Origin of the sequence: Streptomyces luteolifulvus, from assembly GCF_008806595.1 — a bacterium.
In the GTDB taxonomy this organism is placed as follows: domain Bacteria; phylum Actinomycetota; class Actinomycetes; order Streptomycetales; family Streptomycetaceae; genus Streptomyces; species Streptomyces luteolifulvus.
Window position 1 is genome coordinate 1,007 of record NZ_VZRB01000038.1, and the last position, 20,569, is coordinate 21,575.

Consider the following 20,569-nt stretch of genomic DNA (forward strand, 5'->3'; position numbering starts at 1 on the left):
CCTGCCTCGACGGGATGTTGGGTCTGGTGGAATTTACCGCCGCTGCGGGGCGCCCGGGGTGATCCGGTGCGCACAGCCGCGCGGTACCGGGGAGATCCGACCCGCCCTCAAACAGACCCGTCCGTCATCGCACCCGTCATCGCAGGAACCGCTTGCGGTCCACGAAAGGAGAGTTCATCGCGGTGAGCCGCAGCCGGTGCCGGGGCCTGCCCCGGCGATGCGGCCGGGTCAGGGTGATCTGGCGGACGAGTTGCTGGAAGCAGGCCAGCGACGCACAGCTCGGCAGGGCGGCCGCCGCGGCGTCGGTGAGCGTTCCGCGCGCCTGGACGACACACAGCAGCACCGAGGCGAAGGAGAAGAGCAGCACCACCACCCAGGAGTGCATGGCACGGCACCGGTGCAGCGCGGCACGGAGGATCGACAGCGCCGCCACGAGCCAGGGGCCGTACACAAGCAGCGGCCACCAGGAAACGGAGTCGCTCCGCGTATGGAAGACGGCGACCAGCCGCAGGGGTTCATACGTGGCCATGCCGCCGAAGACGCTCACCATCGAGGTGATGACGGCGGCCAGCGCGGCGATCAGATAGCTGAGGGTGCGCAGCCCGCTGACGCGTCTGGGTTCGCGCAGCTTCCGATGGCTCTGGGGCACCGTCCGCAGCGGCGGCAGTTCGGCGGTGATGTCCTGCAGATTCCTCAGGGGACTGCCCGGTGGCGGCGCGCCTGCCGGCGCCTCGTCGCGGACCGGGGGTGCGCTGGGGACCCGCTCGGCCGCCATGGCGTCCTGGAGCAGGTAGGCGAGTTCCTCGGCCGGGTCCCAGGTGGGGTCCGGCGGAACCAGGGGTTCCTGGAACACGTCCGCGCGACGGTGCCGGCCGGTGCCCCCCATGTCGTACGGGCCGAGGTGACCGGCGTAGAACCCGGAGTGGTAGTCAGTGCGCTCGTCGTTCATGGCGCAGCTTGATCATTCGGCCCGGGGGCAGGGACGGCGGCCTTCCAGGGTGCCCCAGCGTTGGAGGAGGTCGTCCTCCAGCCGCACCATGGTGTCCAGAAACGTCTGCAGCAACGGTTCGGTGACCTGCAGGACGACGGGCAGTCCCTCCTTGCTGAGGGTGCCGTTGGCGCTGGGCGCGGAGTACGCCGAGGCCGGAGTGTAGATGTAAGGGCCCATCGTCACCGCATGGGCCCTCGTCAGGCCCCTCCGGTCCTCTCGATACGCGAACAGGCCGATATTCCTTGCCCTAGTCATGCCCCGAATAACGCAGCCTCTTTGCCATGGATGCGCGGCAAACGGGTGAAGGAATGCATGGATAGGTACCTTATCGAGAGGCCATTCGACCATGTTCCACTGCTGTGCGAAAACCATATTATGAGCACGGCATGACCGGTCCGCGCGTCATGACCGGTCCGCGCCGACGGTCTCCGGCTGACGGTGCAACGGGTGAGTATTCTCTTCCAGCACTTCGATCATCCGGCGGCGCTGACGCAATTCAATGACATCGATCCGCCACATCCGGCCGAGCGGGTGCGACCCCAAAAGGGATCCCACGGTGCAGACAGAAGCACAGACGAGCAATGACCACAGAGCGGCGTTCCACATGATTGTCTCCATCGTCGAATTCGCGGCACACGGATAACGCGGACATGTATGCACAGTGACGGAAGAGACACAAGACGCCCCACAGGGACTAACCGGATGACTGCCGTTCCATCCCACATAACCGGTCGCGGTCGGGTCATCGCTTTTCAGCACGGACGGCAACGGCCGGCAGCGGACTCCCGACGCGACGCCGTGAAACGTGCGCAGGAAGTGTTGCTGCCGGCCGTCGTACCACAGGTACTGCCGCGGCTTCGCGGACCACGCTATGGGCCCGCCCCGGTCAGCCGCGCTTCACCCGCCGGGTGAGAACCATCGCCCCGCCACCGAGCAGAAGCAGCCCGGCGACCCCGCCCAGCAGGGCGGCCGAGTGGTCGTCACCGGTGTCGGCGAGGTGCGGCTTGCCGTGGTGGTCCGGCTTGCCGTGGTCGCCGCCGTTCCAGGCTCCGTCGCCGGACCCGCTTCCGTTGCCGGAACCGCCACCGCTGCCGGAACCGCCACCGCTGCCGGGCCAGCCCGGAGCCTCAGTGGGGTCGTCGGTCGGGGGGTCAGTCGGGTCGTCGGGCCTGTCCGGACCGTCGCCCGGACGGCCGGGACCGCCCGGTCCGTCACCGTCACCGTCACCGTCGCCGAGCACCCGGAGTCCGGCCGACAGGGTGAGGTCCGGGGCCTCGGCCCTCAGCAGGAACCGGTGCCAGCCCGGCTTGGTGTTCTCGGGAATGGTGACCGTTCCCTCCACCGTCCCGGTCCCATCGGCCTCGAAGTTGCCCAGAATGACGATCCTCGACGCAAGGGCAGCCTCAACGTCCTGGTTCGGCTGGAAGCCCGTTCCAGTGAAGTCGACCTCACCCCCCGCCTCGACCTCCGTCGGGTCGATGGTCAAGCTCCCCGCCGGGGGCGGGTACGGGGGTGGATACGTATTGGCAAGGGCGGGCTGCGCCCCCAGCACGGGTACAACGGCCAGGGCAGCGGAGGCCGCCGTGGCCGCGAGTGCAGCACGCCATTTGGATGACGCCGTCATCGCATTTCACGCTCCTCAAGTGGGATCAGGCCGACGCCATGGCGCGACCCGCGAGTACGGTATATGGATGTATGACGCCAAAAGGTCTGCCATAACGGCTGTTGGTGGATAAGAGGCCATCTGGCGCATGAAGATCACCGGAACGACGTCAGGCCTCCGGCGTTCGGCCGAAGCGCGCAACATCCCTGCCTCCACGCCAAGTTGGCGCATCGACAGGGCGAGGCGGGCTCAGCAGGGTCCCTGCTGCCGCGCGATCCCGCGGACCAGCAGCTGAAAGACGGTCAGCGCCACGACGACCGGGAGGGCCACGGCGCAGATGCCGTGCAGGGTCTTCGGCTCCCGGGCCACGCACAGCGCCACCGCCAGGGCGGAGAAGAACAGCACGACACACCACGCGTGCGTGGCCGGGTCGCGGTACAGGGCGGACCTCAGGATCGACAGCGAGGCGACCATCCAGGGCCCGTACACCACCAGCGGCCACCAGTTGTCCGCACCGAAGCGGGCGGGGCCGGCGGTCACCACCTCGGGCAACGGGTCGTAGGCGACGACACCGCCGAACACTCCGGCCATGGCGACGACGACGGTTCCCACCGCGGCGATCAGAAAGCCGACGGTCCGCTGCCTGGTCGTCATACACGCCACAACGAGTCCGGCCGTGAACCGGGTGCGAGGCATCCGGGTGACATGGGCGTCGCGACAAGGGGGCCACAGAGCCACACGGCTGACAGATGGTCGGGAAATCCCGCATCGCCGGACGTCGGGGTGCGGGCACCCCTCGCGCACCTGCAAGCTCTAGGGACACAACGAGCCGGACATACACGGCATAAGCCTTGATCCGCCTCGTCCCCTCGACGCATTCGAGAAAGGTCCGGGATGCCCAGAACATCCAGAACGTTTGGTGTGACCCTCCTCGCGCTGGCTCTGGCGGCCGCCACACCGAGCGCCCTCACCGGCTCGGCCTCGGCAGCGTCGCCGTCCAAGGCCGCCGCCCCCGACAAGGCGGGCATGATCGCCGGCCAGTACATCGTGATGCTCAAGGACGCCTCCGACCGGACGGAGGACATGGACGAAGTCCTGACGGCGGCAACCGCGCACGCCTCCGACATGGGCGCCCTCGTACGCCAGGTCTATCGCCATGCCCTCCTCGGCTACTCGGCGACGATGACCGCGGCCACCGCGGCCGAGCTCGCCAAGGACCCGCAGGTCCAGGCGGTGCAGAAGGACCAGAAGATCCGTGCCATGGCCCAGCCGGTCCCGACCGGCGTGAACCGGGTCGACGCCGACCTCAGCCCCACCGCGAAAATCGACGGTGTGGACAGGCGGGTCAACGCGGATGTCGCCGTCATCGACACCGGTATCGATCCGAACCACCCGGATCTCAACGTGTACCGGGCCGGCGGCAAGAACTGCCTGTCGTCGTTCCTGCCGCCCCGCGACCTGAACGGCCACGGCACGCATGTGGCGGGCACCATCGGCGCCCTGGACAACAACACCGGGGTCGTCGGCGTGGCGCCCGGGGTGCGGCTGTGGCCGGTCCAGGTGCTCGGTCCCACCGGCTCCGGGACCACCTCGAGCGTGGTGTGCGGCATCGACTACGTCACCCAGCACGCCGACGAGATCGACGTGGTCAACATGAGCCTGGGCGGTTCCGGCTCCGACGACCGCAACTGCGGCCTCAGCAACGGCGACGTCATGCACCGGGCCATCTGCAACTCGGTCAGGGCGGGGGTCACTTACGCCGTGGCAGCCGGCAACAGCCACGCGGACGCTGGGGGCACCGTGCCGGCCGCCTACGACGAAGTCATCACCGTCAGCGCGCTGGCGGACTTCGACGGCAAGCCCGGGCGCCAGGGCCGGGCGACCTGCTACGACGATCAGGACGACACGTTCGCCGACTTCTCCAACTACGGCCCCGACGTCGACCTGATCGCCCCGGGCGTGTGCATCCTCTCGACGTACTTCGCCAACCGCTACGCCACCATGTCCGGTACGTCCATGGCGACGCCGCATGTGGCGGGCGGCGCCGCGCTGTACCTGGCCACCCACCCCACCGCGTCACCGGCGGCCGTCAAGGCGGCCCTTCAGGCGGCGGGAAACCTCAACTGGACGCAGACAGGGGACGGAGACAACGTCAAGGAGCGTCTCCTCGGGGTCGGCGGGTTCTGACCGGCCGTCACCCCGGGCACACCCCCTCGGCAGCGCACCTCGGCATCGGCCGGAGTGCGCTGCCGGATCATTTCTCCCCCGCGAGATCCATCGGCGCGATCTCACGGCGGCCCACCGAAATACGCGGCGAGGGCAGGTCGCCGTAGGCGGCGTAGCTGTCGCCCTTGGGGGCCGCGGCCATGTTGAAGACGGTGCCGAGAATGCGGCCGCCCACGCGGTTCAGCGCCTCGACGGCGGTGCGGACCTGGTCACGGCTGGTCTTGGCGGCGCGGACGACGAGCAGCGTGCCCTGGGCCAGCGGAGCGAGTCCGATGGTGTCGGCGACCGGCAGCAGCGGTGCGGTGTCGACGATCACCACCTCGTAGGTGTCCGCCAGGTCGTGCAGGACCTCGCTCATACGGGCCGAGGCGAGCATCTCGGTGGGGTTCGGCGGAATGGCGCCGCTGGCGAGCACCGACAGCCCGTTGCCGGCCTTCTGCATCACGTCCTCGGGGCGGGCCTGCCCGATGAGCACGGTGGTCAGTCCCGCGTCCCGGACGAGACCGAAGGTGCTGGCCACGCACGGGCGGCGCAGATCGGCGTCGACCAGACAGGTGGCGACGCCCGCCTCGGCCAGGGACAGGGCCAGGTTCACCGAGGTGTTGGTCTTGCCCTCGCCGGGCACCGAACTGGTCACCATGATGATCCGCGGCCGGTCGTCGACCTGGGCGAACTGAAGATTCGTGCGCAGTTTGCGGAAGGCCTCGGCGCGTTTGGAGTGCCCGGCGGCGGTGACGAGCGGCTGTCCGGGGGCGTTCTTGTCGTACGGAATGGCCCCGAGGCCGGGCAACTCGGTGAGCTCGCCAAGCGCCTGGGTCGTCTTGAGGCTGGTGTCGAGGGTCTCCAGCAGGAAGACGATTCCGGCGGCGAGCAGCAGGCCGCCGAGCACACCGGCGGCCAGATTGAGCAGCGGCCGGGGCGAGACGGGGGCGGAGGGCGCGACCGCCATCTGCGTGACGCCGAGCGAGACCGGTGAGACGGGCTCGGGAGGTGTGCCCGGCTTGCGCTGGGGGCCGGTCGGCGCGGGGGTCTCCAGTCGCTCGATGACGGCGCTGAAACACGCGGCGACGGCATTGGCGATCCGCGCGGCGCGCTCGGGCTCGGTGTCCCGCACGCTGATGTTGATGAGCACGGTGTTGAGCGGGGCCTCGGCCGTGATCCGGGAGGCCAGTTCCTCCGGTGTGGTGGGCAGCTTCAGTTCACGCACCACCGGCCCGGTCACCCGTTGGGTGGACACGATGGCGGCGTACGACTGCACACGCGCCTGCGAGAAACTCTGCCCCTGATTCAGCTGGGTGGTGTCCTCGCTGGTGCGGGCCGCGACGAAGAGCTGCGTCCGGGCCTCGTATTCGGGGGTGCTCCATGCCGTGACGGCGACCGCCGCCCCGATCGCGAGAACCAGGCAGACCACCGCGGTCAGCCAGCGTCTGGACAGAGCCTTCAGGAATCCGTGGAGATCCAAGCTGCACCCCTCAAGAGAACCGAGGAAACCACCTAAACGGGAGGTTTGTTCCCTATGTACCCGGCTGAACATAGGTGCTGGAACGTCTCGATCCACGGAGCCACCCCCAATGTCGGCCCGACAAACAGCCCTGTGGCGGCCGTCCAGGTACCAACCAGTCGGGTGACTTCCGGGCAACACCCGTCCGCTCCTCGGCGGGGTGCTCCGTTCACCGATGTATGCATGTCTCATGACGGAGCGACAGGTGCCCCCCGTCCCCGAGCCTCCCGGTCCAGCCCAGGGCGTCCTACGCCTGCGCGCATACCTTCGGCGCCGTTCGGTCAGGAACGCGCTGCTGGTCTCCGCCGCACTGTGCCTGGCCGGTGTCGCCTGGATCGGCGTCACCGGGCTGCTCGCCCGCTCCGAGCTGCTGAACGTCCAGCGGGAGCTGTCCACGCTCAAGCAGTCCGTCACCAGCCCAGCGGGGAACACCCCCGGCGCGAGCCCCGAAGAAACGATGCGGAAGGCGGCGGCACATGCCGCCCGGGCCCATCAACTCACCACCGGGCCCGCCTGGTTCATGGCCTCGCAGGTGCCGTATCTGGGCCGGCCCGTCAGCACCGTTCGCGGCATCTCCGAGGCCGCCGACCGGCTGACCGGGGACGTGCTGCCGCCGATGGTGGAACTCGTGGCGCGGCCGATCGACGATGCCGGCCACCAGGGGCTCGGGGCTCTGCTGTCCGAACTCCGCGGCAAGGCTCCGGCCTTTGACCGGGCCGCCCGGGCGGCCGCCGACACCCGCAGGCTCGCCGACGGTCTCCCCCGTTCCCCCTGGGTGCCGGGCGTGGACCGCGCGCGCACCCGGCTGGTGACCCAGCTGCGACGGACGGCACCCGCCATGGCCGACATGGCCGTGGCGGGCCGTGTGCTTCCGTCCATGCTCGGTGCGGACGGTCTGCGGCGCTACATCGTGGTCTTCCAGAACACCGCCGAAGCGAGAGGCACCGGAGGTCTGCCGGGAGCCTTCGCCGTGCTGACGGCCGATCAGGGAAAGCTGTCCTTCGAGACCTTCGGCACCGACACGATGCTGGCCCATGTGCGCCCCACCGTCGACCTGGGAGCCGAGTACCGGGCCCAGTACGGGCGCATGGACCCCACCGGGACCTGGGCCAACTCGAATGTGAGTCCCCACTTCCCCTACGCGGCCCGTATCTGGACGGCCGTGTGGCGCAAGCACAGCGGACAGCGGGTGGACGGGGCGGCCGCGGTGGATCCCAGCGCCCTGGCGAGGCTGCTGCGGGCGACGGGCCCGGGCCGCCTGCCCGACGGAACTCCGCTCACGGCGGACAACGTCCTGGACCTCACCGAGCGCACCGGTTACGCCCGCTTCACCGACAGCCGGGAGCGCAAGGAGTTCCTCCTAGGTGTCGCCCGCGCCGCCGCCACGACGTTCACCGGTGCCCTGAGCACGCCCCGGCAGCTGCCGGAACTGCTCAGGGCGGCTTACGACATCACGCAAGAAGGACGCCTGAAGGTGTGGAGCGCCGAGCGCCGGGAACAAGGTCTGCTGCAACAGCACCCCTTGGCAGGAGCCATGCCGGCCCGGCCCGGACCCCTCGCCGGCGTCGTGGTCAACAACGCCGCGGGCGGCAAGCTCGACTACTACCTGGAACGGAAGCTGCACTGGATTCCCGGCCAGTGCACCCGGCGCGGACGCATGGTCACCGCGCGCGTCACGGTCGCCAACCAGGCCCCCGCGTCGGGGCTCCCCCCGTATGTCACCCAGCGCGTCGACAAGCCGCCGTACGCCACCCGGCCGGGAGACAACCGGCTGCTCCTGTCCTACTACGCCAGCGCGGGCGCACAGCTGAACGACGTGAGCATGGACGGCCGCCAGGTCAGCGTGGCCGGCACCGTCGAACGCGGCCACGCCGTCTACACGCTGGATGTGGAACTGCCCGCAGGGAGCAGCCGCACGCTGACGTTCCATCTCTATGAGCCGGTCAGCAACCGCGCCCCCGTGCTGCTGGACCAGGCGCTGGTCACGCCGACGCGTGCCCGTCTGGAGGCCGTGCCCGTCTGCGACGACTGACGCCGAACGCGCGCAGGCGCTCATCCCCTCCGATTCGCCATGTCATCGGCCGACACGCCCCTCGACGACAGGACCGCCCATGCATCTGCGCATCATGAGAGTCATCGCCAGGATGAACATCGGCGGTCCCGCGCTCCAGGTCTCGGCCCTGATGCGCGGCCTGGACACCGAGCGTTTCGACCATCGGCTGTTCGCCGGTTCCGTGGGCCCGGACGAGGCCGACTACCTGGAAACGTCGGCCACCGATGTGGCGGTGACCCGTATGCCCTTCCTGGGGCGAGCGGTACGGCCCGCCGACGACGTACGGGCGCTGCGGGAACTCGTCGCGGCGATGCGGCACTTCCGTCCGCACATCGTTCACACGCACACGGCCAAGGCCGGGGCGCTCGGGCGGGTCGCTGCCGTGGCGGCCCGTGTTCCCGCGCGGGTGCACACCTTTCACGGGCATCTGCTGCACGGCTACTTCTCACCGCGCAAGACCAGGCTGGTCGTACACGCCGAGCGAGGGCTGGCGCGGGGCACCGACCGGCTGGTGGCGGTCGGCGCGAAGGTGCGCGACGAACTCCTCGCCGCCGGGATCGGCCGGACGCAGCAGTACGCGGTGGTACCGCCCGGCACCGTGCTCCCCGCGCCGCCGGAGCGTTCCGAGGCCCGGCGGATGCTGGGTCTCCCCGAGGACGCCCCGGTCGTGGCCTATGTCGGCCGGGTGACGCAGATCAAGCGGCCGGACCGCTTCCTGGCCGTCGCACAGGAGGTGCGCCGCGCCGTTCCCGGGGCCCATTTCGTGATGTGCGGGGAAGGGGACCTGGGAACGGCGCTGCGGCAGCACTCCGGCCTGGACGGCGCCCTGCACCATCTGGGCTGGCGCACCGACGTGGAGACCGTGTACGCGGCGGCGGACGTGGTCCTGCTCACTTCCGACAACGAGGGCATGCCGGTCAGCCTCATCGAGGCGGGCCAGGCGGGAGTTCCCGTGGTCGCCACCGACGTGGGCAGCGTGGCGGAGGTCGTACGGGACGGCGAGACCGGGCTGCTGTGCGCGCCCGACGCCCCGGAGCTGGCCCACCACACCGTGCGGCTTCTCGGTGACCCGCATCTGCGCCGCCACATGGGCGAGCGTGCCCGTTCCTGGTCCACCAGCCGCTTCGGCGCGCAGCGCCTGGTCGACGACACCCACCGCCTGTACGCCTCCATCGCCGTGGCGCGAGGGTGGTGGCCCGCTCCGACAGAGAGTCAAAGCAAATGAACGTAGTAGTCACCGGCGGAGCCGGATTCATCGGGGCGAACCTGTGCCGTGAGCTCTCCGCCCGTCCCGGTGTGGGGCGGATCATCGCCCTGGACGACCTCAGCACCGGCCGCGCGGGCAACCTCGAGGGCGTCGACGCGGAACTGGTGGAAGGCAGCATCCTCGACGCCGGGCTGCTGGACGACGTGGTGTCGTCCGCGGACGCGGTGGTCCATCTGGCCGCGCGTCCGTCCGTCCCCCGGTCCCTCGCGGACCCCTTCGCGAGCCACGAGGTCAACGCCACCGGCACCGTACGGGTACTGGAGGCATGCCGCCGCCGGGGCACTCATCTGATCGCCGCTTCCTCGTCGTCCGTGTACGGATCGGTCTCCACGCTCCCCAAGCACGAGGACCTGCCCACCCGGCCCCTCAGCCCCTACGCCGCCAGCAAGCTCGCCGTGGAGGCGTACGTACTCGCCCATGGAGCCAGCTTCGGCCTTCCCGTACTCGCGCTGCGCTTCTTCAATGTGTACGGCCCTCTCCAGCCCGCGGGACACGCCTATGCCGCCGTCGTACCGGCGTTCATCGACGCCATGCTGCGCGGAGCGCCCCTGACCGTCTTCGGCGACGGCCTGCAAACGCGTGACTTCACCTATGTCGGCACCGTCGTCCGGGTGCTGGCCGACGCGGCACTCCGCGAAGTCACCTGCGCGGGTCCCGTGAATCTGGCCTTCGGCACGCGGGTCTCGCTCCGCGAGCTCATCCAGCGTCTCTCCGAGGTGGTGGGCGGCCCGCCGCCCACCGTGCACCACCTGGCGGCCCGTGCCGGGGACGTCCGTGACTCCCAGGCCGCCGACGACGTACTGCGCGGGCTCTTCCCCGATGTCGTGCCGGTGCCGCTGGAGCAAGGGCTCGCGGAGACGGTGCGGTGGTTCCGTGGGCTTCCGGCGTATGCGCCACAGCCGGCGGGCGAACCGGCTCGTGCCGGTTCGCTCTGAACCGGACGACGAGGTGCACCGGCAACAGGGCGGGACATCACCGTCATTCGCAAAGTCACCGGATGCCGCGACGGGGCCCCCGGCGCATGGCGGACAACGCAGGTCCTGGCGGCGCCATCTGCGGACCTTCGGCTCGCTGACCGCTGCCAGCCAGGTCGAGTCGGCGCTGTCGTTCGCCACCACCGCCGTGCTGGTCAGGCTGGTGGGCAGCGCCGGAGCGGGGGAAGTGCTGTTCGCGCAGTCGATGGCGACGATCTGGTTCCTGCTGTGGGATCCGCGCTTCGAGGACGCGCAGCAGCGGTTCGTCCCCGCCGAGCAGCTTCGCGGCCAGGGGAAGGGAACCCGGCTGTATGTCCGCATGCTCCGGCTGGACGTCGCGGCCGGAGTGCTGGCGACGGTGGTGGGCGCGGTGGCGGTCGTGGCCGCCGCCGCCATCGGATGGATTTCCGGCGATCGGTTCTGGCAGTTCCTGCTGGCCGTGCTCGCTGCCGGGGCGGCCACTCCTTCCGGCAGCGCAGCGGCCGGTTACGCGATCGCCGGTCAGCTGTCCAGGCTGGGCGGTGTCCGCCTGGTCCTCGCCGTCGTCGGCAGCGTGATCACCCTGACGGCCCTGCTGGTGACGGGCCCGGTCGGCTACCTCGCGGCGACCGTGGTCACCACGTCGGTCTCCACCTACGTGCTCACTGTCGGTGCCTGCCGACGGGTGCGCGAGAAATACGGCCGTCCCGCGGCCGGCCGTGCCGTGATGCCGACCGGTCTGCTGCCCTTCCTCGTGAAGAGTTCGGCGACGGGGTCGGTCTCCCTGGCCTCGGACACCGGCGTCTCCGTGCTGGCCGGGATCCTCGGCGGGCCCACGCTGGTGACGTATCTGAAGATCGCCAACGCGCCGGCCCGTCTCTTCTCGAGCTTCGTCAGCCCGGTGGCGACGCAGCTCTACCCCCGCATTGCGCGGGACGGCGCCGCGGGGCGCCGTGCGGCGGTGATGCGTGACGCCCTGCGCAGCAGTGCGCTCACCGGTGTCATCGGAGCGGTCGCGGTGGTGACCGCGGCCGGCATCATCGGTGCGCTCATCGGCCTGGTGTACGGGCCCGACTACACGATTCTCTCCACGTCGGCGGTGGTCCTGCTGGCGGGAGCGGCGCTGCGTGGCACGGTGGTCTGGTGCAAGGTGCTGCCGTCGGCCCTGGGGTTCCCGGGTGTCCGGCTGACCTTTCTGACCGTCGAGGGCGTGTGCCAGCTCGGGATGCTGGTCGTCGTCGCCCAGGTCTGGAGCACCGCGGAACGCACGGCGCTGGCCTTCTCGTGGGGCTCCCTGTGCCTCGTGTGCCTGAGCACGGCCGGCTGGTTCGTCCTGCTGCGCCACCTCGCCGGGCCCTTGTCGGTCACGAAGACCGCACCCCGGTCGGCGGGCCTCGGCGCACTGCGTGGCGCGCTGCGGCAGGACTAGGGCCGTCTGCGGCAAGAGCCTCCGGACAGGCCCTGGCCGCCTACGCCGTTGGTGTGCACCGGCTCCGCGTGGTGGTCGATCGGCACGGCCGCGGGCCAGGGCCGTGCAACGCTGAGGGCTGACGCCGCGATCTCGGGGGTCTGCGATTCCCGGTGTTCCGGCAGGCGACGGGAGGCGGCACGATGAGCACGGCGCGGGTCTGCGAAGTGATCAAGACGCTCGACCTCGGCGGCGCAGAGGTACTGCTGGTCGAGCGCCTCCGCCGGGCACGGCGGGCGGGGGTCGAGTACACCGTGGTCTTCATGCAGGCGGCGACCGACGAGTTGAGCGACGCTCTGCTGTCCGCCGGGGTGAACGTCGTGGATCTGCGCGGCTGTCCGCCGTGGCTCCGCTACGCCAGGCTCGTCGGCGCGGTCAGGCGGCTGGCACCCGACGTGATCAATGTGCACTCGCCCTCGCCCGCGGCGGCGCTGCGCCCCTTCGTCCGTCTCATGCGGCCCCGGCCCCTGCTGATCTCGACGGTCCATCAGGAGTGCTACAACTCGCTGGCCATACTGCTGAACCGTCCCACCCGGCGCCTCGACGACCTCGTGGTGGCGGTCTCCCAGCAGGTCGCCAGATCCCGAAGCGTGCGGGGTGCCCGCCGCGTCCGCACCCATGTCCACGGCATCGACGTCGGCAAGCAGCGCCACTGGGCCGGGCAAGCGGACCAGGTACGGCAGGAGTTCGGGATTCCGCAGGACGCGTTCGTCCTTGCATGCGTGGCCAATCTGAGACCGATCAAGAACCATCAGCTGCTGATCGAGGCGGCGTCACTGGTGCTCGCCCGACGCCCGGACGCACTCTTCGTACTCGCCGGGGACGGCCCCCTGCGTGAGCAGGTCCTGGCCGAGATCGACCGGAGGGGACTGCGCGACCGGATCCGCTTCCTGGGCAGGGTGCCGCAGGCCCATCGCCTGGTGGCGGCTTCGGACGTACTGCTCCTGTCCTCGCACAGCGAGGGGCTGCCGGTCGTGGTCATGGAGGCACTCGCGGCCGGCGTACCGGTGGTGTCCACGGCGGTCGGCGGTATCCCCGAACTGATCGAGGACAACCGCAACGGAATTCTCACCGCCCCCGGCTCGCCGGACGCCCTCGCGGAGGGCGTGCTTCGGGCCATGCGCCCCGAAGTCCATCGGGTGCTCGCCGCCGGGGCACGCGCGGACGCCGCGAAGGTGGACGTGGCCGGCACCGCCGAGTGGTTCGACGAGCTCTACGCGACCATGACGGCCGAGGTGCGCGGACGCTGACCTCTCTCGTCGCTGTGGCGGCGGCGCCGAGGCGGCCTGTTCCGGTGCGCGGGCCGCCGTGCCGGAGCTACGCCATCGGGGTGCACCGGATCGCGGAAGCGGCTCGTCGGCACCGTCGCCGGGGACGGCTGTGCCACGCTCGGGCGGTCGCCGACTGAACTGAGGTCCCCTGGATGCACGGCACGAACGACAGGGCTGCCGACTGTCGGCCCGGCCTGCACGTGCACCGCCTGGGCGACGTCGTGGACGACCTGCTGGGCGCGCTCACCGAACTGGAGCGCCGCGTGCACCGGAAGAGCAGCCACTACGACGATGAGCCGTGGCGGGCCGAGAACTTCGCCCGGGAGCTCCCCGGAAAGCGGGAGCTGAGCCTCGTGGCCACCGACTCCGGCCGGCCCGTCGGATTTGTGATCGCCTCCCGGAAGCCCGACGGAACGCACATCCACCGCGTGGCCACCGATCCCGGCCAGTGGGGCAGGGGCATCGCCTCCCGGCTGCTCACCCGCGTCCTCGCGCAGGCGTCCGGCAGCGTCAGCCTCGTCTGCGACCCGGGCAACGGCCCGGCGCTCGCGCTCTACGACCGCGCGGGTTTTCGCATCACCGGCACCACGCCGGACGGCAAGTTCTCCCTCGCCACCGGCACGGCTCCCCCTCAGCAGGTGTTCCCGGAGAGGAAGACGTGATGTTCTGCAGCAACCCGATGTTCGAGCGCAGCCTTTTCGTGGGCGCGCATCTCGACGACATCGAGCTGGCGGCCGGCGGCACCGCCGCCCGGCTGGTCAATGCGGGAGCGCAGGTGCGCTTCCTGGTGATGAGCAGCTCCGAGTACACCAGCTACAACGGCAGTCACTTCCGCGACGCGGACGTGGCGGTGGCCGAGGGCAGGGAGGCCGCGGCGACGCTCGGGGTGAAGGAGATCGACATCCTCCGCTTCCCCGCCAAGGACGTGGAGAACCACTCGACCGTCGTGGAGTCGATCAACGAGGTCGTCGACGACTTCCGTCCCACCATGATCTTCACCCACTGGCCGTTCGACACGCACCGCTCGCACGCGAACACCGCCCTGGCCACCATTGCGGCCGGCCGGTACTACAACTCCGTCGTCATGTACGAGCCCATCACGCCTTCGGGGCGCAGTTACGTCGGTTTCCGTCCCCAGCTGTACATCAGCATCGACGACACCATCGAGCAGAAACTCCAGGCCCTGCGGCAGCACGAGTCGGAGTACCAGAAGTACGGCGAGCAGTGGATCGAGGGCGTCGAGGCACGATCGCGCTACCGCGGATACGAGATGCGCGCCCGCTACGGCGAGGCGTTCGAGGTCTCGCGGCTGGAGGGCCTGCTGGCATGAGGGTGACGATCCATCAGCCCGAGCATCTGCCGTGGCTCGGTCTGCTGGCCAAGGTGGCCGCGTCGGAGTTGTGGATCGTCCTCGACTCGGTGCCCTACCGGAAGAACTACTTCCAGAACCGCAACCGGGTCCTGATCGACGGGAAACCCACGTGGGTGACCGTCCCGGTGACCGCTCCGTTCGGCACCCCGATCAGTGAGGTGCGGATCTGCGAGGTGCCCCACTGGCGACGCCGCTACCGCGGGCGCCTTTGCCAGTCGGTGTCCGGGTTGCCGGGCGCCCACAAGGTCGACGATCTGCTGTCGTCGGTCGATGCGGCGGCGCACGGCAGTTCTCTGGCCGACCTCAATCTCGACCTCGCCGACTGGCTGCTGGCGCAGTTCGACGTCAAGGTCCCGCGGATCCGCTCCTCCGAGCTCGACGCCCGGGGAGCCAAGGGAGAACTGATCGTCGACCTGTGCCGGGCGGTGGGCGCCGACGAATACCTCGCGGGGCCTTCCGGACGTGACTACCTGGACCTGGAGGCGTTCACCGAGCAGGGGATCAAGGTGAGCTTCTTCGACTTCGAACATCCGGTCTACAGCCAGGGCGAGAACGATTTCGTGCCGTGCCTCTCGGCCGTCGACGCCTGTGCTCGGCTCGCCCCCGAGGAACTGCCGCCTCTGCTGGCGGGCTACCGGACCGGTGCCTCATGACCGCCACGCCCGCCTCCGTGCCGGCGACGACGGGGCCGCAGCTCACGGTGGTGACCATCTCGGGCGCCCGGCAGGCGGACGTCGACGACTCGGCGGACTTCCGCACCTGGGCGGCGCTGGCCGACCGCGTAGGCCAGGCCCGGTGCGTCTGGGCGGGCCCCGGCCTGGAATGCTTCCGTGGCTCGATGCATGTGCTCAGACGGCCGCGCCGCACGGGCCCGCGCTCTCTGATCTGGGCGGCCGGATCGGTGCGCATCGGGGTACGCCTCGCGCGTGCCGCGGCAGTCAAGGGCGAGACGGTCGTCCTCAACGGTGCCGAACCCTGGGGATGGCTCTCCGCCTGGCTCGTCGCGCGACTGGTCCGTCGCCCCTGGCTGATGGACATTCACGGTGACTACCTCGCCCTGCCGGTGGCTTCTCTCGGCCGCTGGCGCAGAGCCGTGCTCCGGCGGGCCGTCGTCTCCTTCGCCCGCCGCGCCACTGCCCGCCGGGTCGTCGCTCAGTCGATGCGGGAGGCGCTGGACCGGCGCGGCATCCCCTCCGTCCTGGTCCCGCCACGGCTGCTGCCGGTCTGGGAGAAACCGCCGGAGCGGGCCCGGCCACCGCTGGCCGGTGCCTCTCCGCAGCTTCTGACGGTCGGTCGGCTGGTGTCGTCGAAGGGCTACGACCTGCTGCTGACAGCGCTGGCCGAGCTCGTCCCGGCCGTTCCCGGCATCCGGCTGCGCATCGTGGGCGACGGGCCGTTGCGAGACCGGCTCACTAACGAGGCGGCGCGGCTCGGGCTCCGCGGTCATGTGGAGTTCCTCGGGGCACGCGGGGTCGACGAGGTCCGCTCGGAGCTCTCCCGCGCCGACCTCTTCGTCATCTCCTCACGGGACGAGGGTCTGCCGAGGACCCTTCTGGAGGCGACCGCCTCGGGAGTGCCCGTCGTCGCCACCACGGTCGGCGGGATTCCCGCGGCCGCGGGGAGCTGGCCCAGTGTGTCGCTGGTGACCCCCGATGCGGCAGCAATCGCCGCCGGTGTGCGCCGGGTTCTGGCCTCGCCGCCCGACGCGGATCAGCTGGCATCCGTACGCCGCGATGTGCTGGCGTCCTACGGCTTCGACACCAATCTCGACGCACTGGCAGCCCTGTTCCGGACGGTCGGCACACCGTAATCGCACCAGCATTCCGTGTTGCGCACGGCATGTCCAATGGGAAGCGATAAGTTCTGACATGTCGTCACAAAAACAGTCACACAACGAGGAGGTCGCTGTGGGCCGAACGTCGACCGTCCGTCGATGGGTCAGGCACTCCGGCGTGGGGCCAGTCGCATCGGTGGTGGGCGGGTATCTCGCCATGCACACCCTGGGAACCGGCATCCGGCGGTACACACCCCCGACCGTCATGGACTTCACCCGGTCCGGCGGAGCGCTCGCCACGTCCGCGGCGGCGTTCCTCGAGAACCTCGGCTGGCCGGCAGCCGAAGTCGAAGAGGTGCTCCACGAGTACCGGGAGGTCTCCGAGCTCCTGGTCCGCCGCTATGCCGAGATCGAACTGTTCTATCCCCGGACCCACGGTGTGGAGGCCGAGACCAGCGCCGTGCTGTACGGACTCAACCGGCTGCTGAAGCCGCAGTCCGTCGTGGAGACCGGTGTGGCCGACGGCCGTTCCTCGTGGCTCATCCTCGCCGCGCTGGAGCGCAACGGCCAGGGCCGGCTGCACAGCTTCGACATCAACCGCACCGCCGGCCGGCTGGTGGGTCAGCACCCGCAGTGGCGGCTGGAGATCCTCGACCGCAAGGAGCCCGAGGCGTCGCTCGCCCATGCCCTGCAGCGCGTCGGACCGATCGATCTGTTCTTCCACGACAGCGACCACCTGTATCTGCCCCAGCTGTTCGAGTACAGCCAGGTATGGCCGAGGATGACCGAGGGCGGCGTCTTCGCCAGCGACGACGTGAACTGCAGCAGGGCCTTCCTGGACTTCTGCCAGGAGCGCGGCCAGCGCCCCCGATTCCTGTTCGACTCCAGGAAGATCACCGGTGCGGTGCGTCTGCCCGGTGCGCGCAGCGTCCAGCAAGGCCAGCTGGTGGGCTAGATGGGCAGCGCGCTGCATGGCGGAACACCCGGCGCGCCGGTCTCCGCGGAACCACAGGACCGCCCGCGCCTGGTGTATGTCGTCCCCCATCTGTCCCAGGACGAGTCGGAGCACTTCGCCCACATTCCGGCGCTGCTCGCCGCACTGGGGAAACGGGTCGATGTCGCGGCCGCCGTCGAGCGGGGCAGCCCGCCGGCGCGGCTGGCCGGTGTGCGCCTCCTGCTGCGGGTGCCCGGCCGGGGCCGGTGGGGACGGGTGCTGGGCACGGCGCTCACCGTCCACCGCTGCGCCCGCGCCGGCTACCGGACCTACTTTCTGCGCTACTCCACCCTGTTCGTGATCGTCCTGGTCCTCACCCGCCCGCTGTACCGCCACCGCGTCCTGCTGTGGCGGAGCGGGCTTCCCGATGTCCGGGCACCGGAGCAGCCGAGGACGATGCGGCTCGTGGCCCATGAGTTCGTCAACCGGGTCACGGCGCGGCTGGTGCACTGCCTGGTCACCGGCCCGGAGACCATGGTCCCCATCATGGCGGGGCTCTGGGGAGTGCCACGGCACAGGATGCGGCTGCTCTACAACGACGTCGACGCCGAACGGTTCGCTCCGCTCGGCACCACGGAACGCCGGGATGCCCGGGCGAGGTTCGGGTGGGCCGACGACGAGTACGTCCTTCTCTTCGTCCATCGTCTGTCGTACCGCAAGGGAGCCCGTCTCCTCGCGCCTCTGCTGGAGGCGGTCCTGCGGGGTGACGGTCCGGCCTCCGGAGCGCGGGTCCGGCTCGTTGTCGCCGGGGACGGACCCGAGCGGTCCCGCCTGGAAGGCGAGGCGGCGGCCCCGGAACTGAACGGGCGCATGCAGTTGCTCGGCGCTGTGCCCAACCACGACCTGCCCGAGTTGTACGGGGCGGCCGACTGCGTGGTCATGCCGAGCTACGAGGAGGGGTTCCCGCGGGTGCTGCTGGAGGCCATGGCCTCGGGCACACCGGTCGTGACGACGAACGCCGGCGGGTCCGCCGACGTGGTGGGAGGCGACTACCCGTATGTGGCGGAGGTGGGGGATCTCGACGCCCTGGTGGCTCATGTGCGGTCCCTGATGTCCGTCCCCGACGCGGACCGGCGCGCATGGGGGCAGCGGCTGCGGCGGCGCGCGCAGACGGAGTTCTCCCCCGAGCGCGTGGCCGCCATGCTTCACGCGATGTTGTGACGGGTGCTGCCCGGTGGATCCGGCCGCCCGCTACGGGGAAGGCGGCAGGCAAGGGAACGGTCCGCCGGGCGGGGCCCGGCGGACCGGATCCCGGATCAGCGGTCGGTGCGACGGCGGGCCTGGGCGCCGAGATGCCGCGCCGCCAGCGAGTAGGCGGGCCTCGGGAGCGCGGCCTTCGCGGCCCGGCTCGCCCAGATGTAGGGGGGCAGGTGCAGTCCGAGACGGTAGCGCAGCGCGCCCCTGGCAGCGGGCGACTGCGGGCCGGCCAGGCTCAGCCACTCCCGCACCGCGGCGCTTCCGGCAGGATCGGCCAGCGACTCGGGGGTGACGAACTGCTGACGGTGCTGCCGCAGCCGCTCCTCCACGGTCGCCCGCCGATGAGCCTGGCTCGGGATCTTCCGTACGTCGAAGTCGACGTAGATGCTGCGCAGCCGGCCGATCACGCCGCTGTCCAGCATGTCCTCGAGCACATCGCACTCACTGCCCTCGCAGTTGAGCTTCAGATAGATCTCGTCCCGCTCCGACGTGTTGGCCAGCAGCCATTCCGTGGCCCGCAGCAGGGCGATGGTCTCCGACTCGACGCGGTCGCCCGCCTGGTCCTTGTCGGCGTACACGCTCGCGCCCAGCAGACCGGTCCCGAAGAGCGTGGCCTCCCCCGACCGGCTGGACAGCCCGGCCGGAACGACCTGGACCCGGGAGTCGCGGAAACCACGGAGGATGCGCTGGCAGTGCCGCGCCGGCTCGAACGAGTAGATCCTCTCGAACCCCCACCTGGGGTCGAGGGCGACGTCCAGGGCCTCGCCGTAGTGCCCCCCGACGTCGAGGAAGATGCGCATGCTTCCCACTCTCTCGCCGCTAGGCGGTCGCGGTCGCCGGGGAGCCGGCCGGGGTACGGGCGGAGAGCCAGTTCCAGTGGTGCTCGATGCCTTGGGTCAGCGTGACCGAGGGGCAGTAGCCGAGCAGCGTCCGGGCCTTCGTGAGATCGGCCTCGGTGACCTGCACATCTCCCGGCTGGTACACATCGTCCCGCACGGGGACCTCCGCCCCGGTGATCTCGCCGACCCGGCGCAGCACATCGAGCACCGAGACGCTGTCGCCGCCACCGATGTTGACGGCTTCCGCGGTCGCTTCGGCGGTCGCGGCGGCGACGGTGGCCGCGACGGCGTCCGCGACGAAGGTGAAGTCCCTGCGCTGGCGGCCGTCCCCGTACAGATGCAGCGGCTCTCCGGTCAGCACCGCGCGCAGCATGCGCCCGATGGCCATGTCCGGCCGCTGCCGCGGGCCGTACACGGTGAAGTAGCGCAGCGCCACCACGCTGATGGGGCTGTCCGGCGCGAGTGCGTAGGCGAGGGCGAGCCGTTCGGCGGCGAGTTTGGTGACCCCGTACGGCGACACGGGAGCGGTGAGGCCGTCTTCGCGCAGGGGCCCGGTGCAGTCGCCGTACACACTGGAGGAGGAGGCGAGGACCAGGCGCTGGACGCCGAGGGAGACACAGGTGTTCAGCAGCCGCTGTGTCGCCAGCACATTGCATTCGAGGTACTCACCGAAGGTGTCCCCCCATGACGGCCGGACTCCCGGTACACCGGCGAGATGGAAGACGGTGTCCGCTCCGTCCACCCAGGGCTTGAGCTCATCCGTGACCAGGTCTCCCTGCACCAGCCGGAACCCTGGATGCCCCAGGAGACCGCCGAGGTTCTCGGCCGCGATGGCGTTGTCACCGGGCGAACGCCGGTCCACGCCGAGCACGGTGACCCCCTGACGCAGCAGGGACTCCACGAGGTGTGAGCCGATGAAGCCCGCTGCTCCCGTCACCACGGCGTGTTCGACCCGTCGGGCTGTACCCATGGACGACTTCCTTTCGTCGCATGCCCCTGCCGCGCCGCGCGGTCACGGGGCGTCACCAGTGAGCAGTGAGCCCCATTTTGGACCTGTATG

General features: G+C 70.4%; 20 protein-coding genes. 12 read left to right on the forward strand and 8 right to left on the reverse strand.

What is annotated here, in order from left to right; genetic code table 11:
- Positions 1 to 136 precede the first annotated feature (136 nt).
- From F7R91_RS34615 to F7R91_RS34635, 5 genes are all read right to left on the reverse strand, one after another.
- Positions 137 to 949 carry a DUF2637 domain-containing protein gene (locus tag F7R91_RS34615; RefSeq protein WP_150956299.1) on the reverse strand — a complete coding sequence of 271 codons (813 nt, stop codon included), beginning with the start codon at positions 947 to 949 and terminating at the stop codon, positions 137 to 139.
- Between the two features lie 12 nt (positions 950 to 961).
- Positions 962 to 1,168 (reverse strand): hypothetical protein, encoded by a 207-nt coding sequence (locus tag F7R91_RS34620; RefSeq protein ID WP_150956302.1) that lies wholly within the window; start codon positions 1,166 to 1,168, stop codon positions 962 to 964.
- 225 nt (positions 1,169 to 1,393) lie between these two features.
- Positions 1,394 to 1,597, reverse strand: a complete 204-nt coding sequence (locus tag F7R91_RS34625; protein ID WP_150956305.1) for a hypothetical protein — start codon at positions 1,595 to 1,597, stop codon at positions 1,394 to 1,396.
- A gap of 280 nt (positions 1,598 to 1,877) precedes the next feature.
- The gene (locus F7R91_RS43905) at positions 1,878 to 2,477 is read right to left on the reverse strand and encodes an LPXTG cell wall anchor domain-containing protein (protein WP_191971769.1); all 600 of its coding nucleotides are present in this window, start codon (positions 2,475 to 2,477) and stop codon (positions 1,878 to 1,880) included.
- A gap of 366 nt (positions 2,478 to 2,843) precedes the next feature.
- A complete protein-coding gene (locus tag F7R91_RS34635; RefSeq protein WP_150956311.1) occupies positions 2,844 to 3,248 on the reverse strand; it encodes a DUF2637 domain-containing protein in 405 nt (134 codons plus the stop codon).
- A gap of 267 nt (positions 3,249 to 3,515) precedes the next feature.
- Between F7R91_RS34635 and F7R91_RS34640 the strand changes: the two genes are divergently transcribed.
- Positions 3,516 to 4,781, forward strand: coding sequence for a S8 family peptidase (locus F7R91_RS34640; protein ID WP_225320960.1), 1,266 nt, complete (start codon positions 3,516 to 3,518; stop codon positions 4,779 to 4,781).
- Positions 4,782 to 4,848: 67 nt separating this feature from the next.
- Here the strand turns inward: F7R91_RS34640 and F7R91_RS34645 are convergent, their stop codons facing one another.
- Positions 4,849 to 6,282: a polysaccharide biosynthesis tyrosine autokinase gene (locus F7R91_RS34645; protein WP_191971770.1), complete on the reverse strand. Its 1,434-nt coding sequence runs from the start codon at positions 6,280 to 6,282 to the stop codon at positions 4,849 to 4,851.
- A gap of 229 nt (positions 6,283 to 6,511) precedes the next feature.
- On the opposite strand from F7R91_RS34645, the gene F7R91_RS34650 reads away from it, so the two are divergent.
- The 11 genes from F7R91_RS34650 (at position 6,512) to F7R91_RS43910 (ending at position 18,634) form a co-directional block, all read left to right on the forward strand.
- On the forward strand, positions 6,512 to 8,353 hold the full coding sequence (locus tag F7R91_RS34650) for a DUF4012 domain-containing protein (protein WP_191971771.1): 1,842 nt from the start codon (positions 6,512 to 6,514) through the stop codon (positions 8,351 to 8,353).
- A gap of 79 nt (positions 8,354 to 8,432) precedes the next feature.
- Positions 8,433 to 9,599: a glycosyltransferase gene (locus F7R91_RS34655; RefSeq protein WP_150956324.1), complete on the forward strand. Its 1,167-nt coding sequence runs from the start codon at positions 8,433 to 8,435 to the stop codon at positions 9,597 to 9,599.
- Positions 9,596 to 10,576 (forward strand): NAD-dependent epimerase/dehydratase family protein, encoded by a 981-nt coding sequence (locus F7R91_RS34660; RefSeq protein WP_150956327.1) that lies wholly within the window; start codon positions 9,596 to 9,598, stop codon positions 10,574 to 10,576. The genes F7R91_RS34655 and F7R91_RS34660 overlap by 4 nt, the downstream gene beginning before the upstream one ends.
- Positions 10,560 to 12,023, forward strand: coding sequence for a lipopolysaccharide biosynthesis protein (locus tag F7R91_RS34665; RefSeq protein WP_150956330.1), 1,464 nt, complete (start codon positions 10,560 to 10,562; stop codon positions 12,021 to 12,023). Before F7R91_RS34660 ends, F7R91_RS34665 begins: the two co-directional genes overlap by 17 nt.
- Before the next feature lie 182 nt (positions 12,024 to 12,205).
- Positions 12,206 to 13,312: a glycosyltransferase gene (locus tag F7R91_RS34670; RefSeq protein ID WP_150956333.1), complete on the forward strand. Its 1,107-nt coding sequence runs from the start codon at positions 12,206 to 12,208 to the stop codon at positions 13,310 to 13,312.
- A gap of 173 nt (positions 13,313 to 13,485) precedes the next feature.
- Entirely contained in the window at positions 13,486 to 13,995 is a 510-nt protein-coding gene (locus F7R91_RS34675) for a GNAT family N-acetyltransferase (RefSeq protein WP_150956335.1), read from the forward strand.
- Complete coding sequence (locus F7R91_RS34680) at positions 13,995 to 14,663, forward strand: PIG-L deacetylase family protein (RefSeq protein WP_225320961.1); 669 nt, start codon at positions 13,995 to 13,997, stop codon at positions 14,661 to 14,663. The genes F7R91_RS34675 and F7R91_RS34680 overlap by 1 nt, the downstream gene beginning before the upstream one ends.
- Entirely contained in the window at positions 14,660 to 15,358 is a 699-nt protein-coding gene (locus tag F7R91_RS34685; protein ID WP_150956338.1) for a WbqC family protein, read from the forward strand. Before F7R91_RS34680 ends, F7R91_RS34685 begins: the two co-directional genes overlap by 4 nt.
- Entirely contained in the window at positions 15,355 to 16,515 is a 1,161-nt protein-coding gene (locus F7R91_RS34690; RefSeq protein WP_150956341.1) for a glycosyltransferase, read from the forward strand. Before F7R91_RS34685 ends, F7R91_RS34690 begins: the two co-directional genes overlap by 4 nt.
- Before the next feature lie 142 nt (positions 16,516 to 16,657).
- A complete protein-coding gene (locus F7R91_RS34695) occupies positions 16,658 to 17,434 on the forward strand; it encodes a class I SAM-dependent methyltransferase (RefSeq protein ID WP_191971772.1) in 777 nt (258 codons plus the stop codon).
- A complete protein-coding gene (locus tag F7R91_RS43910; protein ID WP_150956359.1) occupies positions 17,435 to 18,634 on the forward strand; it encodes a glycosyltransferase family 4 protein in 1,200 nt (399 codons plus the stop codon).
- Positions 18,635 to 18,729: 95 nt separating this feature from the next.
- Here F7R91_RS43910 and F7R91_RS34705 read toward each other — a convergent pair whose 3' ends face one another.
- Positions 18,730 to 19,470, reverse strand: coding sequence for an FkbM family methyltransferase (locus tag F7R91_RS34705; RefSeq protein ID WP_150956362.1), 741 nt, complete (start codon positions 19,468 to 19,470; stop codon positions 18,730 to 18,732).
- 19 nt (positions 19,471 to 19,489) lie between these two features.
- Positions 19,490 to 20,479, reverse strand: a complete 990-nt coding sequence (locus tag F7R91_RS34710; RefSeq protein WP_191971773.1) for an NAD-dependent epimerase/dehydratase family protein — start codon at positions 20,477 to 20,479, stop codon at positions 19,490 to 19,492.
- Between the last annotated feature and the right edge of the window lie 90 nt (positions 20,480 to 20,569).

What these genes read in the sequence shown, in the direction of transcription:
- F7R91_RS34615 (WP_150956299.1), bottom strand. Translation starts at nt 949, where the DNA reads ATGAACGACGAGCGCACTGACTACCACTCCGGGTTCTACGCCGGTCAC.
- F7R91_RS34620 (WP_150956302.1), bottom strand. Translation starts at nt 1,168, where the DNA reads ATGGGCCCTTACATCTACACTCCGGCCTCGGCGTACTCCGCGCCCAGC.
- F7R91_RS34625 (WP_150956305.1), bottom strand. Translation starts at nt 1,597, where the DNA reads ATGTGGAACGCCGCTCTGTGGTCATTGCTCGTCTGTGCTTCTGTCTGC.
- F7R91_RS34635 (WP_150956311.1), bottom strand. Translation starts at nt 3,248, where the DNA reads ATGACGACCAGGCAGCGGACCGTCGGCTTTCTGATCGCCGCGGTGGGA.
- F7R91_RS34650 (WP_191971771.1), top strand. Translation starts at nt 6,512, where the DNA reads ATGACGGAGCGACAGGTGCCCCCCGTCCCCGAGCCTCCCGGTCCAGCC.
- F7R91_RS34655 (WP_150956324.1), top strand. Translation starts at nt 8,433, where the DNA reads ATGCATCTGCGCATCATGAGAGTCATCGCCAGGATGAACATCGGCGGT.
- F7R91_RS34660 (WP_150956327.1), top strand. Translation starts at nt 9,596, where the DNA reads ATGAACGTAGTAGTCACCGGCGGAGCCGGATTCATCGGGGCGAACCTG.
- F7R91_RS34670 (WP_150956333.1), top strand. Translation starts at nt 12,206, where the DNA reads ATGAGCACGGCGCGGGTCTGCGAAGTGATCAAGACGCTCGACCTCGGC.
- F7R91_RS34675 (WP_150956335.1), top strand. Translation starts at nt 13,486, where the DNA reads ATGCACGGCACGAACGACAGGGCTGCCGACTGTCGGCCCGGCCTGCAC.
- F7R91_RS34680 (WP_225320961.1), top strand. Translation starts at nt 13,995, where the DNA reads ATGTTCTGCAGCAACCCGATGTTCGAGCGCAGCCTTTTCGTGGGCGCG.
- F7R91_RS34685 (WP_150956338.1), top strand. Translation starts at nt 14,660, where the DNA reads ATGAGGGTGACGATCCATCAGCCCGAGCATCTGCCGTGGCTCGGTCTG.
- F7R91_RS34690 (WP_150956341.1), top strand. Translation starts at nt 15,355, where the DNA reads ATGACCGCCACGCCCGCCTCCGTGCCGGCGACGACGGGGCCGCAGCTC.
- F7R91_RS43910 (WP_150956359.1), top strand. Translation starts at nt 17,435, where the DNA reads ATGGGCAGCGCGCTGCATGGCGGAACACCCGGCGCGCCGGTCTCCGCG.
- F7R91_RS34705 (WP_150956362.1), bottom strand. Translation starts at nt 19,470, where the DNA reads ATGCGCATCTTCCTCGACGTCGGGGGGCACTACGGCGAGGCCCTGGAC.
- F7R91_RS34710 (WP_191971773.1), bottom strand. Translation starts at nt 20,479, where the DNA reads ATGGGTACAGCCCGACGGGTCGAACACGCCGTGGTGACGGGAGCAGCG.